At 50.7% G+C, this 15419-nt stretch carries 14 protein-coding genes, 1 tRNA gene and 1 pseudogene; 9 read left to right on the forward strand and 7 right to left on the reverse strand.

Translation table 11 applies throughout. The features are described from left to right. Positions 1-12: 12 nt before the first annotated feature. Positions 13-2067: a S9 family peptidase gene (locus tag AGRI_RS13605; protein WP_008609209.1), complete on the reverse strand. Its 2055-nt coding sequence runs from the start codon at positions 2065-2067 to the stop codon at positions 13-15. A 234-nt stretch (positions 2068-2301) separates the two neighbouring features. On the opposite strand from AGRI_RS13605, the gene AGRI_RS13610 reads away from it, so the two are divergent. From AGRI_RS13610 to AGRI_RS16800, 3 genes and pseudogenes are all read left to right on the forward strand, one after another. Continuing rightward, the gene (locus AGRI_RS13610; protein WP_008985477.1) at positions 2302-2991 is read left to right on the forward strand and encodes a hypothetical protein; all 690 of its coding nucleotides are present in this window, start codon (positions 2302-2304) and stop codon (positions 2989-2991) included. Between the two features lie 91 nt (positions 2992-3082). After that, positions 3083-3454: pseudogene (locus AGRI_RS16795) on the forward strand (winged helix-turn-helix domain-containing protein); the annotation flags it as partial. Positions 3455-3482: 28 nt separating this feature from the next. Continuing rightward, entirely contained in the window at positions 3483-4004 is a 522-nt protein-coding gene (locus AGRI_RS16800; protein ID WP_420169885.1) for an IS630 family transposase, read from the forward strand. A 473-nt stretch (positions 4005-4477) separates the two neighbouring features. Here the strand turns inward: AGRI_RS16800 and AGRI_RS13625 are convergent. The 4 genes from AGRI_RS13625 to rpsU all read right to left on the reverse strand — a co-directional run bounded on the left by AGRI_RS13625 (position 4478) and on the right by rpsU (position 8809). Next, positions 4478-4554: transfer RNA gene (locus tag AGRI_RS13625), tRNA-Ile, on the reverse strand. Positions 4555-4782: 228 nt separating this feature from the next. Continuing rightward, on the reverse strand, positions 4783-6633 hold the full coding sequence (gene rpoD, locus AGRI_RS13630; RefSeq protein WP_008985480.1) for an RNA polymerase sigma factor RpoD: 1851 nt from the start codon (positions 6631-6633) through the stop codon (positions 4783-4785). 86 nt (positions 6634-6719) lie between these two features. Beyond that, complete coding sequence (gene dnaG / locus AGRI_RS13635; protein WP_008985481.1) at positions 6720-8474, reverse strand: DNA primase; 1755 nt, start codon at positions 8472-8474, stop codon at positions 6720-6722. 119 nt (positions 8475-8593) lie between these two features. Beyond that, positions 8594-8809: a 30S ribosomal protein S21 gene (gene rpsU / locus AGRI_RS13640; RefSeq protein WP_008951050.1), complete on the reverse strand. Its 216-nt coding sequence runs from the start codon at positions 8807-8809 to the stop codon at positions 8594-8596. Positions 8810-9048: 239 nt separating this feature from the next. Here rpsU and tsaD point away from each other — a divergent pair, with 239 nt between their 5' ends. Then, on the forward strand, positions 9049-10062 hold the full coding sequence (gene tsaD / locus AGRI_RS13645; protein WP_008985482.1) for a tRNA (adenosine(37)-N6)-threonylcarbamoyltransferase complex transferase subunit TsaD: 1014 nt from the start codon (positions 9049-9051) through the stop codon (positions 10060-10062). A 33-nt stretch (positions 10063-10095) separates the two neighbouring features. Here the strand turns inward: tsaD and plsY are convergent, their stop codons facing one another. Then, on the reverse strand, positions 10096-10701 hold the full coding sequence (gene plsY / locus AGRI_RS13650; protein ID WP_008985483.1) for a glycerol-3-phosphate 1-O-acyltransferase PlsY: 606 nt from the start codon (positions 10699-10701) through the stop codon (positions 10096-10098). A 138-nt stretch (positions 10702-10839) separates the two neighbouring features. On the opposite strand from plsY, the gene folB reads away from it, so the two are divergent. From folB to AGRI_RS13665, 3 genes are read left to right on the forward strand one after another with little or no spacing between them, the layout of a single operon-like run. Next, positions 10840-11202, forward strand: a complete 363-nt coding sequence (folB, locus tag AGRI_RS13655; RefSeq protein ID WP_008985484.1) for a dihydroneopterin aldolase — start codon at positions 10840-10842, stop codon at positions 11200-11202. Next, entirely contained in the window at positions 11202-11690 is a 489-nt protein-coding gene (folK, locus tag AGRI_RS13660) for a 2-amino-4-hydroxy-6-hydroxymethyldihydropteridine diphosphokinase (RefSeq protein WP_008985485.1), read from the forward strand. The genes folB and folK overlap by 1 nt, the downstream gene beginning before the upstream one ends. A 2-nt stretch (positions 11691-11692) precedes the next feature. Further along, positions 11693-12496, forward strand: a complete 804-nt coding sequence (locus AGRI_RS13665) for an undecaprenyl-diphosphate phosphatase (protein WP_008985486.1) — start codon at positions 11693-11695, stop codon at positions 12494-12496. Here the strand turns inward: AGRI_RS13665 and AGRI_RS13670 are convergent. Next, entirely contained in the window at positions 12493-13722 is a 1230-nt protein-coding gene (locus AGRI_RS13670; protein ID WP_193353440.1) for a multifunctional CCA addition/repair protein, read from the reverse strand. The two genes, AGRI_RS13665 and AGRI_RS13670, sit on opposite strands and share 4 nt — an antisense overlap. Before the next feature lie 76 nt (positions 13723-13798). Here AGRI_RS13670 and AGRI_RS13675 point away from each other — a divergent pair, with 76 nt between their 5' ends. Further along, positions 13799-14728: an ExeA family protein gene (locus AGRI_RS13675; protein ID WP_008985488.1), complete on the forward strand. Its 930-nt coding sequence runs from the start codon at positions 13799-13801 to the stop codon at positions 14726-14728. A 1-nt stretch (position 14729) separates the two neighbouring features. After that, entirely contained in the window at positions 14730-15410 is a 681-nt protein-coding gene (locus AGRI_RS13680) for a general secretion pathway protein GspB (protein WP_008985489.1), read from the forward strand. Positions 15411-15419: the final 9 nt, after the last annotated feature.

A 15419-nucleotide genomic window follows, 5' to 3' on the forward strand; every position in this document is an offset into this window, starting at 1 on the left:
ACGCCCTAAGGTTTAGTCCTTGCGGTAGCGCTTAAACCAGGCCAGCGCATGCTCCACCTTGGCAATTAACCATGACGGCCGGTTAGTGACACCATGGTAAGCATCGGGTACCCGCACCATGGCACTATCAACCTGCCGTAACTGCAGTGCCTGATAGTATTGTTCAGTCTCTGCAATAGGTGTGCGCCGGTCTTTTTCACCGGTAAACAGTAACACCGGCGTGCTAACGTTACCCACTAAAGACAGTGGTGAGCGCTGCCAGTAATGCGCCTGTTCATCCCAGGGGGTACCGGGGAACTGATTACGGATTTGACCAACATAGCTGTCGGCAGCCAGGACTTTTGAGGTCCAGTTAACCACCGGATTGGTCGCAGCAGCAGCATTAAAACGCTGGGTTAAACCTACCGCATACAGGGTTGCTATGCCACCGGCCGAACCGCCTGCGATAAACAGATTATTCTGATCGATAAAGCCTTTCGCCAGCATCGCATCGACACCTGACATATGGTCTTTAAAGTCATGCTCAGAGGAATAATTGTAGTGCAGCAGCATCGCAAAGCGCTCGCCATAGCTGGTACTGCCGCGGTAGTTGTTATACAACACCACATAACCTTCAGCGGCATAGCGTTGTAGCTCAGCAGCAAACTGCGGACCATAAGCCAGATGTGGTCCACCATGAATTTCCAGGATCAGCGGATATTTTTTGCTGGGGTCGAAATCAGGCGGCGTAATATACCAGGCCTGGATTTCTTCATTGCCGGCAGTCGAAGTGTAGCGGATCTCCTGCACCTTACCGAGCTGACGCTGTGCCAACAACCCACCATTGAGATCGGTAAGGGTGCGGCTGGCCTTATTCCGAAACACGGCCACTTCGGCCGGGCGCTGGCTGCTGCCCTGAGTGTAAGCCAAGGTGCCATTGCTGGCGACGCTATACATGCCGCTTAAGTATGGCCGGCCCCAGCTGGTACCGCCCAGATCTGAGACTAAGTCGGTCATGCGGTCGCGGGTACTGATTTGTGCAACCTTAGTCAGGCCACGATCAGCATACTGGAATACCAGGGTGTTATTGTTAACCCAATTTGGATTTTCGACACTACGATCCAGCTCAGCTGCCAACATCCGGATCTGCCGTGAACCCAGATCCAGCAGCTTCAGTTTACTGTTAACGTAAGATACGGCATCCGGCCGGGTAAAGGTAAAGGCCAGCGTTTTACCATCTGGCGACAACGCTGGTTCCGCTTCTTCACCGTCTAAGCTGGTCAGCTGGGTCAGTTGTTGATTGCGCAGATTCACCTGATATAAGTCGGCCTGGCGGCTTTGTAACTCCCAATCCGGATGACGGTTGGCGGAGAAAATCAGGTTTTGGCTATCGGTTGTCCAGACTAAGGGCCCCCGATGCTCAAAAGCACCAGTGGTGAGCTGTCGCTCTACGCCACCATCAGCCGGTAGTACAAAAATCTGGGTGTAGGCAGATCGCATAACGCCGCGACCATCTGCCTGATAATAAGTACGCTCGACCACGATGGGGCTGGCGGCCCAGTTCGCGTTAGCGGGTTTTTTCGGTTGATAAACACTTTTGGCAAACTCGGTGGCAGGAGCGGGTACGTCTGCCATAAAGGCAATCTGCTGACCATCCGGCGACCAGCTAAGCTGACCGGGACGCAACTGCACCTGGCTAATTGCTGCCGTTTTTTGCTCCTTCAACCAATACACATAAATCTGACTGCTGCCATCACGTTCAGAAACAAAGGCAATACGGTTATTATCCGGCGCCCAACGTGGCTGACTGTAGCTAAAATTATCGGCAAACAGCGGCGAATGGGCGCCGGTATCAAGATCCAGTAACCATAAGCTGCTCTCGGTACGATCAGTCATGACATTATTTTGCTGCCGTACATAGACAACACGTTTGCCATCAGGCGAGATTTGCACATCGTTGGCACCGGCCAGACGGAAAATATCTTCGGCCTGCAGTGGCGTAGCAGTATTGATATTTGCGCTGCTTGCCAGCACCGCAGGTGCAAAACTGATTGCGGCTAATAGGCCAGCCAGGGGTAACAGTTTCATAAAACCTCTTGCGTGATTATTTTGTCTGTACCTTACCTGTTCCATACCGCACTGCAACTAAAAATCCGGCAAAGCTCATAAATTTCAGGACCATCGTAAGAAAGCGTCAGCTTCTTTGATCTGGATGCTGGCAAAGCTATTGCGGCCTGACTAGGCTTTGCTTGTCTGTACAAATTAGCGCCGGTTTCGCTGATATTAGCGGACCTGTTGCCAGATTAACGCGGGAGAGTTCTGATGCGTAACCTTATCGCTTATTTACTGCTCAGTGCCTTGCTTTACGGCGCGCAGACTATGGCTGCCGGGCAACTCTGGCTGGTAACACCACAATCGGCTACTGCGGTAGCTGTCGGGAAAGATACCGCGTCACCGCCAGCGCAGCAGGTACAGGCCTTTCTCAGCCTCGATATCCGTAATCGGGCAGTCACCAGCTTTGATAGTCAGCTGTTGCAATTACAGGGCACTGGTATGCAGCCGGTGTTGGTAATGCAGTACTGTTTTGAGCAGCAAAGTTTTATCTTCCAGCCTGACTGGTTGGGGCCAACAGGCAATAATGATCTTTGGCTCAGCTCCGCCTTACTGCAGCAGCTTGGCTTGCCACAGCAACGCTTGCCAATGCAAATCGATGACTTTACCGAGCAATTTAGCGGCCAGGCCGATGAAAGTACCCAGATCCAATATCTGAGCCGGCAGATCACTGTTCGCGGCATAATCCCAAGCCGGCTGACCTTGCCCGGACCAGCTAACTTTGTGATCCGCAGTGATTGTAACCCGCCACCACAACAAGAGCGCAGCGTTATGCCACCACACTTTTTGTTATGGTGCGATTGCCCACAGGACGATTTAGCCCAGTCACTGCAACAGTATTTAACCGGCTTATATCGTCAGGCTGGGGTGCAGGTGCAGTTTAGTGTGAAGCGGTTGTAGAGTAAAAACTTGGTTTGAGGTTCGCCAAGTGGTTTTTTGTGCGTAATACCATTCCACCTCACAGTTTCTTGAATGTAAGAATCGCACACAGGTTGCCAATCAACTCAATATCAGCCGCACCAGCGTCAATAAATGGGTGACTCAATACCTTGAAGCGGGCCTTGATGGATTAGAAGCACGCAAAGCAAAAGGCAGGACGCCTTTTTTGACGGTTAAACAACAAATGCAATTAGGTCACTTTATTGAGACGCAAAGCCAGAATGAGCAAGGCGGCAGGCTTACCGGTGAAAAAATCCTGAATTACATCAAAACCGAATTTGGTGTGAACTATCACCACAACGCTATTTATAAACTGCTCAAGCAATTAGGGTTTAGCTGGATCACTAGCCGCTCTCGGCACCCTAAGCAACAACAAAGCGTCCAGGACGCATATATAAAACTTCCAACTGGAAACGATCCTTAACATTCCCGGCACAGTGCGCTTGGAAAATGTGGATGTGTGGTTTCAGGATGAAGCGAGAATTGGTCAACAGAACACCACCACACGCTTATGGGCCAAAACTGGCTCGCGACCACGCGCGGTAAAGCAGCAGCAATTTGAATACGCTCATCTGTTCGGTGCTGTCTGCCCGGCAAGTGGTGCCACAGAAGCACTGATTGTGCCCTTTCTGAGCAAAGAGGTGATGAAAAAGCATTTAGCGCAAATCTCAGCGGCAACCGCCAAAGGCCGATTTGCCGTCATCGTGATGGATGGCGCAGGTTGGCATAGTGATGATATTGCCGATGACTTCGATAATCTGGCGATTTTAAAACTGCCACCGTATTCACCAGAACTCAATCCGATAGAGCAGGTGTGGAGTTGGCTGCGGCAACATCATTTAGCAAACCGTTGTTTTGAAAACTACGAGGCCATTGTGGATGCGTGTAGCGAAGCCTGGAACAGTTTTATCAGCGATACCGCTCGGGTGATCAAGATGTGCTCAAGAGACTGGGCGGTACTGAACAAACTTTAAGATGGAATGGTATTATCAGCGATACCGCTCGGGTGATCAAGATGTGCTCAAGAGATTGGGCGGTACTGAACAAACTTTAAGATGGAATGGTATAAGCTCGCTGGACCAGGTGCTTTCAGAGTTAAGCGAGGCTATGTGAGGAAGCAATATGCTTGAAGTCGTTGCTATCGGAATTTATGTATAGCTTTTTCTGTTTTTTATACATTTAGATTGCGTTATGTATAAGTTTTGCGTTTTTCTATGGGTATTTTTAATCTGCTTCGATAAGTCGACTAAAACTGATAGCGAATTGCCTGTTGCCATAATCCTGATGAAGATGAATTCAGCGATCACATCGACGTGATAACGATAATAAAAGCACTGTTAGACGTCAATGTAAGTATACGTTAGCCTGTAAAGCCATGACAAAGGGCGTGATAGCAAAGTTATAAAGCGTTTACACTATTGATTTTGATGGAGTAAATCAGGAGAGATGGTGGCCCCAGCTGGACTCGAACCAGCGACCGATCGATTATGAGTCGAGTGCTCTAACCAACTGAGCTATGGGGCCTGAATTGTATGACCGCCTTTCGCCTAAGCTAGCTATGGGGCCATCTAGATTGAATGGTATCACCAAACGGCTGGCAGTATATGCAGTTTCGGCCATTTTGTCATCTGTGAAAATGCAGGCTGAGTGACTAAGCGGAGATTTTTTAATCGTTTAGCTTTAACTCAAATTATGGATGAACAAAAGGCGCCCGTGGGCGCCTTACTTAAACTGCAAAGTGGTTGCTGTGCCTTACTCATCCAGGAAGCTTTTTAGTACTTCAGAGCGTGAAGGGTGGCGCAGCTTACGCAGGGCCTTGGCTTCAATTTGCCGGATCCGCTCACGCGTTACGTCAAACTGTTTGCCCACTTCTTCCAGGGTATGGTCGGTATTCATATCGATACCAAAACGCATCCGCAGAACCTTGGCTTCGCGGGCGGTTAAGCCGGCCAGTACTTCGTTGGTAGCGTTTTTCAGGCTTTCCATGGTCGCAGAGTCCAGTGGTGATTCACCGCTGGAGTCTTCGATAAAGTCGCCCAGATGCGAATCTTCATCATCACCAATCGGCGTTTCCATTGAAATCGGCTCTTTGGCGATCTTCAGTACCTTGCGGATCTTATCTTCCGGCATCTGCATCCGTTCTGATAATTCCTCTGGTGAGGGTTCGCGACCCATCTCCTGCAGCATTTGCCGTGAAATACGGTTCAGCTTGTTGATGGTTTCAATCATATGCACCGGGATACGGATGGTCCGCGCCTGGTCAGCGATAGAACGGGTAATGGCCTGACGGATCCACCAGGTTGCATAAGTTGAGAACTTATAGCCACGGCGATATTCAAATTTATCTACCGCTTTCATCAGGCCGATATTGCCTTCCTGAATTAAGTCCAGGAATTGCAAGCCACGGTTGGTGTACTTTTTGGCAATCGAAATGACCAGACGTAAGTTCGCCTCTACCATTTCTTTTTTCGCGCGGCGGGCTTTGGCTTCACCAATCGACATCCGGCGGTTGATATCTTTAATTTTAAAGATGCTGAGGCCGGTTTCTTCTTCGACCTTCTTCAGCTTTTCAATACAGCGGAATAATTCGTCTTTGGCTTCGGCTAATTTTGCTGAATACGGTTTGCTGCCACTGATTTCCGCATCAACCCAGGCGGTCGATGTTTCGTGGCCGGTAAAGGCTTTAACGAAGTTTTTCTTCGGCATCTTGGCGTATTCAACGGCGTGTTTCATTACCAACCGTTCCTGCACCCGCACCCGGTCCATCATTTCACGCATGTTTTTAACCAGGCGGTCGAATTGTTTAGGTACCAGGCGGAAGCAGCGGAATACTTCGCTTAGCTTTTCAATTTCGGTTTTGGTAGTGGCATGCTCGCGGCCGTTCTGCACGATTGAGTTGCGGGTCACTTCGTATTGGGCGCGCAGCTCAGCGAACTTTTGTTTCGCCAGCTCCGGATCCGGGCCACTATCGCCATCATCGCTGTCACTGTCGCCGTCTTCGTCGCTATCATCGTCAGAGTCAGAGCTGTCATCCTGATGCTCTTCCGGCAGATCAGAGCCGATATTGCTGCCCATTACCGGCGCATCATCGACTTCATTCGGGTCAACGAAAGCAGACACGATATCGCTTAAGCGGATTTCTTCCGCTTCGTATTTATCCCACTGTTCCAGCAGGTAGGTAATGGCTTCCGGATATTCGGCGACTGAGGTTTGTACCTGGTTGATGCCGTCTTCAATCCGCTTGGCGATATCAATCTCGCCTTCACGGGTCAGCAGTTCCACGGTACCCATTTCCCGCATATACATCCGCACCGGATCGGTAGTACGACCCAGCTCTTTGTCTACGCTAACCAGGGCCTGAGCGGCTTCTTCTACCGCGTCTTCATCGGCGGTGGCATCAGACATAATCAGATCATCAGCGTCTGGGGCACTTTCGAAGACCTGAATGCCCATATCGTTGATCATGCGAATAATATCTTCGATCTGATCAGAGTCGATAATGTCTTGTGGAAGGTGATCGTTTACTTCGGCAAAGGTCAGATACCCTTGCTCTTTACCTTTCAGGATCAGGAGTTTTAACTGCGACTGAGGACTTTGCTCCATAGAGACTTATCTTCCACCAAAGTTGATTAATCTAAAAATGCGAACTGGCGATTATAACAAAGCGGGGCTTTTCTAGCCAGCCGCGGTTAACTCACCGGACGCGGTTTTTTGCTTTTCAGCGCTTGTAGCAACAAATGATATTCCTGCCATTCGGCTTTTGTTAGTTGCTGCAGTTTGTCTTTTCGTTCCAGGGCTTCCAGCCGTTGTTGCAGATATAAATCCTCAATTGAATGAAAAGTATCGAGGAAGTCCTGCGTTAACTGTTCAGTGGCAATTTGGTGTTCCCAACTTGCTAACTTTAACAGTATGGTATGCTCTGGCAGATCTCTCCAGTATTCCAGCAATTGTGCAGTAGTAATTCCCGGTTTAGCCAGAATATGTTGCTGTAAACTGAGCAACAAATTAATCCCTGGCAAAGCAGCTTCGGCCAGTTCCGGTGCATCAGGCATCACCTGTACCAGGCCAGGGTTTTGTAGCAGCAGAGCAATGGCACGGCGCATCGGTGTAATTTTAAGCGTAGTCGACGGTGCTGTTGGCCTTGGTTTGGCGGGTGCTCTGACGGAGCTTGCGCTTTGGCGGCCGAGTAAATTATCCAGCTTGCTGCTCAGCTGTTCCTGATAGTAGGTGCCTGGTACCTGGCGGATCAGCTCAGTAGCCTTAGCCGCCAGCGCGGTTTTTCCGGCATCAGAGCTGGGGTCACTTTCGGCCAGTAAATGCTCAAATAAATATTGGCTTAGTGGTTTAGCTTGTGCCAACCGCTCTAAAAATGCGGCTTTGCCTTCTTTTTGCACCAGTGAGTCCGGGTCTTCACCATCGGGTAAAAATACAAATTTTAGCTCCACACCGTCTTTTAGTTGTGGCAGGGCATTTTGCAGCGCGCGCCAGGCAGCATCGCGACCGGCGCGGTCACCGTCATAGCAGCAAATCACCTGGCTGGTATAGCGAAACAACGTATGAAAATGATCTGAGGTCGTGGCGGTGCCCAAGCAGGCCACCGCAAAGCGGATATCGTGTTCCGCTAATGCCACTACATCCATATAGCCTTCGACCACCAGTAACCGTTCCAGATGGCCCGGTTGCTGCCGCGCTTCATACAGACCATACAGCTCACGGCCCTTGTGAAATAGCCGGGTTTCCGGTGAGTTCAGGTATTTAGGCTGGCCATCACCCAGTACCCGACCACCAAACGCAATCACCCGGCCGCGCTTGTCGCGAATGGGGAACATCAGGCGGTCACGGAAAAAATCAAACTCGCGGCCGTTGTCGTTGCGGCTAATCAGTTTTAAATCGTAGAGCTGGTCGCGTTTGGCTTTATTGTTGGTGTTAAAATGCTTCAGCAGCCCATCCCAGCTCTCTGGCGCGTAACCCAACTGGTAGTCGGCAATACTCTGCGCACTCAGGCCGCGTTTGGCCAGATAGGCCTGAACCTCTGCGGCTTTCGGATGTTGTTGCAGCTGCTGCTGATAATAACTGGCCGCTTGTTGCATTAGCGTGTAGTCATCAGCCTGGGCTTGTGGTCTGTTATTAAATTGGCCTTTTTCGCGTGGCACTTCCAGATGCAGATCTTTAGCCAGCTCTTCAATGGCTTCAACAAACTCCAGCTGCTCAAATTCCATCATAAAGCTGATGGCATTGCCATGTGCGCCGCAGCCAAAACAATGGTAAAACTGCTTATCCGGGCTGACAGTAAAAGACGGAGATTTTTCGTTATGAAAAGGGCAGCAGGCCGTGTAATTGCGGCTACCGGCTTTTTTAAGCGGTACGCGCTTATCAATCAGTTCTACTATGTCCGTACGGGCCAGTAGTTCATCGATAAATTGACGGGGAATTTGTCCTGCCACTGTTGTCCTTTTTATTCGGGTCTTAGAAAAAGACAAACCGTGTTCGAAGAACACGGTGTGCAGATAAAGCATTTAAACCAGGGCTGGTGAGCCCTGCACCGTTAACCGGCAGCTGTAACTTAGTACAGGCGGATACGACGTGCGTTTTCGCGAGACATTTTCTTCGCGTGACGCTTAACAGCAGCAGCTTTCTTGCGCTTACGGATCCACGTTGGTTTTTCGTAGAACTCTTTTGCACGTACGTCAGCTAAAACGCCGGCTTTTTCACATGAGCGCTTGAAACGACGCAGGGCTACGTCAAACGGTTCGTTCTCTTTTACTTTAACTACAGGCATTAAATTCTCACCTCAGGCCAAAACTGGTTTTCGTTAACCAATACGATTAAAAATGGTGCGGTATTCTACGCAAAAAGCACCACTAAAGTAAAGCGCTTGTGCGATCTTAAATCAGATCCTCTGGCGACCAGGGCGCCAAGCCGCTACAATGCACGTTTTTAAGGGCGAGGAGTATAGCGAAGTGTGCTGCACTTAGCGATCTTTTTCCCGCTTTAACGCCCGAAATTGAGGTTTAATACATGCGAGTACTGGGAATAGAAACGTCCTGCGATGAAACCGGCATTGCCATTTACGATGGTGAGCGCGGCCTGCTTAGCCATGTATTGTATAGCCAAATCCCGCTGCATGCGGATTATGGTGGCGTGGTGCCTGAACTGGCGTCTCGCGATCATGTCCGTAAAACCCTGCCACTGATCAAGCAGGCGCTCAGCGAAGCCGGTTTAACTGCTGCTGATATCGATGGCGTCGCCTACACGGCCGGCCCCGGTTTGGCGGGTGCGTTACTGGTCGGGGCAACCTTAGGTCGTAGTTTAGCCTTTGCCTGGCAAAAGCCGGCACTGGCGGTTCATCATATGGAAGGCCATTTGTTGGCACCGATGCTGGAAGAAAAATCGCCACAGTTTCCGTTTCTGGCGTTGCTGGTCTCAGGCGGTCATACCCAGCTGGTGGCGGTGAAAGGTATCGGGCAGTATCAGTTATTGGGTGAGTCGATAGATGACGCCGCCGGTGAAGCCTTTGATAAAACGGCCAAGTTGATGGGGCTGGATTATCCGGGCGGGCCTCTATTGGCCAAACTAGCCACACAGGGTGATGCCACTAAGTACAGCTTTCCGCGGCCGATGACCGATCGTCCCGGATTGGATTTTAGCTTTAGCGGCTTAAAAACCGCGGCCTCGATGGTGATTCAAAAAGAAGGCAACTCGGTACAGGTGCAGGCTGATATCGCCGCCTCTTTTCAGCAGGCAGTGGTGGATACTTTGCTGATTAAATGCCGCCGTGCTTTGGAGCAAACCGGCTACAAGCGGCTGGTGATTGCCGGTGGTGTTAGTGCTAATGAATCATTGCGCCAGCAACTGGCGGCGTTAATGCAAAGCCTGAAAGGGGAAGTGTATTATCCACGTAAGGAGTTTTGCACCGATAACGGCGCTATGATTGCCTTTGCCGGTTATCAGCGTTTAAAAGCCGGGCAGCAACAGGATTTATCAATTGGCGTTACGCCACGCTGGCCACTGGAGCTGCTGCCAGCGATCTGAAGCGGCACTTACTACAACGCTCTGGCAAGCGGGTTATTCGCGTATCCGCTTGGATTTATCCCAAATCTTACTTTCCTGCCGGCGGTAGAGTCGGCGGATATTTTCATGATGGCGGGCAATAATCAGGATACTTAGCATCAGTACTGGCAGAGTATAGAGTGGTTTGATCCACCAGGTGAAGAGCGGCGCCAGCGCCACCGTGATTAACGCACCGAGCGACGAATAACCGGTCAGTAATACTACCAGCAGCCAGGTGCCAATCAGTAACCCCGCCAGATCCAGACCAATCGGCATCATGGCACCAAAGGCAGTAGCCACGGCTTTACCGCCTTTAAAGCCAAAAAACAGCGGGTAGATGTGCCCCAGGCAGGCACAAATCGCAATAATCCCCAGCCACAGTGGTTCAATTTTCAGAAAGTACGAGCCCCAAACCGGGATAGTGCCTTTGAGGATATCGAAGACCAGCACCAATACCGCAGGCAGTTTACCGCCCAGACGCAGCACATTGGTGGTGCCGGGATTACCTGAGCCATGAAAGCGCGGATCCGGCAGACGAAATAACTGACACACCAGCACGGCCGAGGAAATCGAACCCAGCAGGTACGCAGCTAACATCATGATCAGGATCAGCAGGGTCATTCCATGGTTCCTCAGCACCCATTTTTGCGATACTATTGCGACAACATTTTTCGGGCAGCAGAATACGGGTGTTCCTGCATTTCACCTATCCGACCAGCCTACCTGAAACGAAAAATAACGCAATGCGGAATTCACCGGATGGATATCGTTTTTATCAAGCAACTTGCCGTTGATACGGTGATCGGCGTTTACGACTGGGAAAAGCAGATTAAGCAGCGCTTACTGCTGGATCTTGAGCTTGGTTGTGATCTGACTCGCGCCGGCCGCAGTGATGAACTGCGCCATACGTTGGACTATGCGGTGATCAGCGAACGGGTGATTGCTTTGATTACTGCCCAACCACTTGAACTGATTGAAAGTGTGGCCGAGCGGGTAGCTGAGCTGCTACTCAGCGAGTTTGCGACCCAGGATGTCAAAGTCACAGTGTATAAACCGGGTGCCGTGCCTGCGGCGCAAACAGTTGGTGTGTGTATTCGGCGCAGCCGCGAGGCGCTAAGCTAATGGCGTTGATTTATATTAGTGTCGGCTCGAATATCGACCGGGAGCAGTATGTGCGCGCTGGTGTGCGTAAACTGGCCGAACATTTTGGTGCTTTAACCTTATCTTCCGTCTATGAAAGTGAAGCGGTCGGTTTTAATGGCGACCCTTTTTATAATCTGGTGGTCGGTGTCGAAACGACGTTGGGTCTGACCGAGTGCGTCACGCTGTTAAAAGAAATTGAAGATCAATTTGGCCGGGTGCGCGGTGCGGAAAAATTTTGTGGCCGCACCCTGGATCTGGATTTACTGACCTACGATCAACTGGTGTGTCAGCAGCCGGTGGCGCTGCCGCGTGGTGAAATTACCGAAAATGCCTTTGTGCTCTGGCCGTTGGCTGAAATTGCCGCGGAACAAATTCATCCGTTAACCCAACTAAGCTACGCCACTTTGTGGCAAAACTACAACAAACCCCAGAAACTCTGGCCAATTGATTTTTCATGGAGTGACTAATCTTGAGCACGCTTGAAGTGATTATCCTGTCAATTATTCAGGGTATTACCGAATTTTTACCTATTTCATCCTCGGCCCATTTAATTCTGCCGTCCGCCATTTTCGGCTGGGAAGATCAGGGCATTGCTTTTGATGTCGCGGTGCACGTTGGCACCTTATTAGCGGTAATGTTGTATTTCCGGCAGGATATCGCCAATTTAACCGTGGGTTGGATAAAAAGCCTGGGGGGGCAACATAGTACCGATAGTAAGCTGGCGTGGTGGGTGATATTAGCAACCATTCCGGCCGGGTTTGCCGGTTTACTGGCTGCCGATTTGATTGAGACCTTTTTGCGCTCGCCCTGGGTACTGGCAATCACCACCATAGTATTCGGCTTACTATTGTGGTTAGCCGATGCGACTGCTAAACAACAGGTTAGTATGGAGCAGATGAACTGGCGTCAGGCGTTGATCATTGGTCTGGCACAGGCAGTGGCGCTAATTCCCGGCACCTCTCGCTCTGGTATTACCATGACCGCAGCGATGCTGCTCGGCTTAGATAAAGTCAGCGCTGCCCGCTTTTCGTTTTTGCTGTCAATCCCGATTATTGTGTTAAGTGGTGGTTACCAAGCCAGTAAACTGCTAAGCGAGCCGACCCAGTACGATATCAGCGGTATTTTATTAGGTATGCTGCTGTCTTTTATCAGCGCTTTAATTTGTATTCACTTCTTCCTAAAAATTATCAGCCGGATGGGGATGTTACCCTTTGTAATTTACCGGCTGTTATTAGGTGTGGGCTTGATTGTCTTTTTAAGTTTTAGCGCCTAACGCCACTCATCACGTCTGGCTGTATTGATGGCGTTTAACCGGGCTTGGTTTAGCGCCTCTTTAATCGCCGGTCCGGTAATGCCCAAAGCCATGACCTGTTGCGCTGTGACCTGCAGCGCGGCTTCTGCCAACTGCTGCAAATAAGCGGCCTGCGCATACTCCGCCTGCTCAAAACCGGTACGGCCGCGCAGATCCGCAGTGCAGCAAAGCAGGATATCGTTCAGTCGCTCCGGTTTGCGCCATAAGTCGATCGCATTGAAAAACTTCAGTACGGTGCTGGCTTTTAACTCCTGAGCGCGGTGCACCAGCTGATGATACTCGCAAACCAGCAGCGCCAGTTCACGGCAACTATTAGGTACCCGTAAGCGCTCACATAGCTGCTGGATTAATGGTAAGCCCGTATGTTCGTGGCCATGATGCGAGGGTAACAAATCCGTTGGGGTAATACCTTTACCCAGATCATGCACTAAACTGGCAAAACGGACTTCGATTTTTTCTGACAGCTTTGCCGCTTGCGCCAGCACCAGCAAGGTATGCACTCCGGTATCAATTTCCGGATGCCATTTTTCCGGTTGTGGTACACCCCACAGCGCGGCAAGTTCAGGCATCAGTGCCTGCAAAGCACCACATTGCTGTAATAGCTTAAAGTAGGCAGCCGGCGTACCGGTACTCAATGCTTTGGCGGTTTCGATCCAGACGCGCTCGGCACTGAGTGTTTGCAATTCACCACTGCCACTTAATTGCTGCAGCAACGCTAAGGTTTCCGGCGCGACCTGAAAACCCAGATGCGCATAACGGGCATAAAAGCGGGCAACCCGCAGTACCCTGAGCGGATCTTCAACAAAAGCCGATGAGACATGCCGCAGCAGTCGTGCTTGCAGATCTTTAACGCCGCCAAAGGGATCAATCAGTGCGCCGTCGGCCGTTTTGGCGATAGCATTGATGGTCAGATCGCGGCGGGCGAGATCTTGCTCCAGCGTCACATCAGGCGCCGCATAGACGTTAAAACCGGTATAGCCACTGCCAGCTTTACGCTCGGTGCGGGCCAGTGCATATTCTTCTTTGGTTTTCGGATGCAGGAAAACCGGAAAATCTTTACCTACCTGCTGATAGCCCAGTTCCAGCATCTGCGCCGGGCTGGCGCCAACCACAACATAGTCACGTTCAGTAAAGGGGTAGCCCAGCAGTTCGTCGCGCACCGCGCCGCCAACAAGATAAATTTGCACACGCTTTCCTGATTGCTGTTTTTTTGCCATTATACCCGCCTTGGCCTAATTTGCAGTGCTGATAAACAGGATAGCGATGTATAGCGGATTTTTTGGTTTTAACAGCCCGCCGTTTTCGATAGCGCCCAACCCGGATTTTATGTTTTTAAGCCCGCGTCATGCTGAGGCATTGGCGCACTTACGCTTTGGCTTGGGCGATGCCGGTGGTTTTGTGCTGTTAACCGGCGAGGTCGGCACCGGTAAAACCACGGTATCGCGCAGTTTATTGCAAGAGCTGGACGAGCAAACCGATGTGGCCTTTATCCTAAACCCGACTTTATCCGAGCTAGAGTTACTGGCCGCAATTTGTGATGAGCTAAAGATTCGCTATAAAAAAACCGACGCCAGCCTGAAGTTATTGGGCGATAAAATTACCCAGCGACTACAAAAAAATCATGACGCTGGCAAAAAGACCATTCTGATTATCGATGAAGCCCAGCATTTACAACCTGCAGTGCTGGAGCAGCTACGGTTGCTGACTAACCTTGAAACCAATACCAAAAAACTGTTACAAGTGATTTTGATTGGACAGCCAGAGCTGCAACAACTGTTGCAGCGCAACGATTTGCGTCAGTTGGCGCAGCGTATTACTGCCCGTTATCATCTGCTGCCGCTTAATCTTAGCGAAGTGCAACAATATGTGCGCTTCCGGTTAAAGGTCGCAGGCTGTGAGCGGCCGGTATTTAATGACAAGGCAGTAAAGAAGCTGTTTGAACTGAGCGGGGGGATCCCGCGTTTACTCAACCTGTTGGCTGATCGGGCATTATTAGCGGCTTATGGTAAGCAGCAAGCGGTGGTCGATGCCAAAGAGGTGCAGCGCGCGGCCGCTGAAATCCTGCCGTTAAATCAGGCCTCAAGTGTCGCGAAAACATTACCCGGCTGGCTCTGGCCGCTATTGGCGCTGTTCGGTATAATTCTGGGCTTCTTACTGGCAGTACAACTGTTGCCAATCTGGCGCGGAGAATAATATGTCCATCCTGATGGATGCGTTAAAGCAACAAGCACCGGCCGCGGCGCCGGTCTCGCATTTTTGGCGTAACCTGGCTATTGCGTTGGCTTTAGTGTTAGCGGTACTAGCCGGTTTTGCGGCAGGTTATCTATTGTTACAGCGCGCTCCGGTATCTGAAGCACAGCAGCCGGTTGCGGTAACGCCGGCGACGACCGCAACCATTGCACAGGCATTAACGCAGCCGGCCAAGCCTGTTGCTGAGCCTGTCGTCATTGAAAAGGTTACAGAAACTCTGCCGCCACAACCAGAAGTGGTGACGGTGACTGCGCAGGCTGCACCTGTTGCCGAGCCAGTGCCTGAACCTGAGGTATCGGCAGAACTGCGCGAGCGATTTGCCAGTGCGCTGGCGCAAAGTGAACAACAACCTCGCGCCAATAGCAATATCACGGCTCATTCTGCTCCGGCGCAGGATATCAGCATGCTGGATTTAACCCTGCAACGACAGTTACCGCGGCTGAAATTTGAAGCTCATGTCTATGCGACCCAACCGGCGCAGCGTTGGGTAAAAGTGAATGGCAAATCTTTGCAGGAAGGGCAGTGGATCACAGCGGATGTCAGATTACGGGAAATCACACCGCATTATGTGATGCTGGAGTTTGGTCAAACACTGTTTAGTATGCGTGCACTGAGTGAGTGGTAAATATCTTTC

Origin of the sequence: Alishewanella agri BL06 (genome assembly GCF_000272005.1) — a bacterium.
Lineage (GTDB): Bacteria > Pseudomonadota > Gammaproteobacteria > Enterobacterales > Alteromonadaceae > Alishewanella > Alishewanella agri.

Excerpts from the sequence above, each read along its gene's own strand:
- AGRI_RS13605 (WP_008609209.1), bottom strand. The coding sequence starts at position 2,067 with ATGAAACTGTTACCCCTGGCTGGCCTATTAGCCGCAATCAGTTTTGCA.
- AGRI_RS13610 (WP_008985477.1), top strand. The coding sequence starts at position 2,302 with ATGCGTAACCTTATCGCTTATTTACTGCTCAGTGCCTTGCTTTACGGC.
- rpoD (WP_008985480.1), bottom strand. The coding sequence starts at position 6,633 with ATGGAGCAAAGTCCTCAGTCGCAGTTAAAACTCCTGATCCTGAAAGGT.
- rpsU (WP_008951050.1), bottom strand. The coding sequence starts at position 8,809 with ATGCCTGTAGTTAAAGTAAAAGAGAACGAACCGTTTGACGTAGCCCTG.
- tsaD (WP_008985482.1), top strand. The coding sequence starts at position 9,049 with ATGCGAGTACTGGGAATAGAAACGTCCTGCGATGAAACCGGCATTGCC.
- plsY (WP_008985483.1), bottom strand. The coding sequence starts at position 10,701 with ATGACCCTGCTGATCCTGATCATGATGTTAGCTGCGTACCTGCTGGGT.
- folB (WP_008985484.1), top strand. The coding sequence starts at position 10,840 with ATGGATATCGTTTTTATCAAGCAACTTGCCGTTGATACGGTGATCGGC.
- folK (WP_008985485.1), top strand. The coding sequence starts at position 11,202 with ATGGCGTTGATTTATATTAGTGTCGGCTCGAATATCGACCGGGAGCAG.
- AGRI_RS13675 (WP_008985488.1), top strand. The coding sequence starts at position 13,799 with ATGTATAGCGGATTTTTTGGTTTTAACAGCCCGCCGTTTTCGATAGCG.
- AGRI_RS13680 (WP_008985489.1), top strand. The coding sequence starts at position 14,730 with ATGTCCATCCTGATGGATGCGTTAAAGCAACAAGCACCGGCCGCGGCG.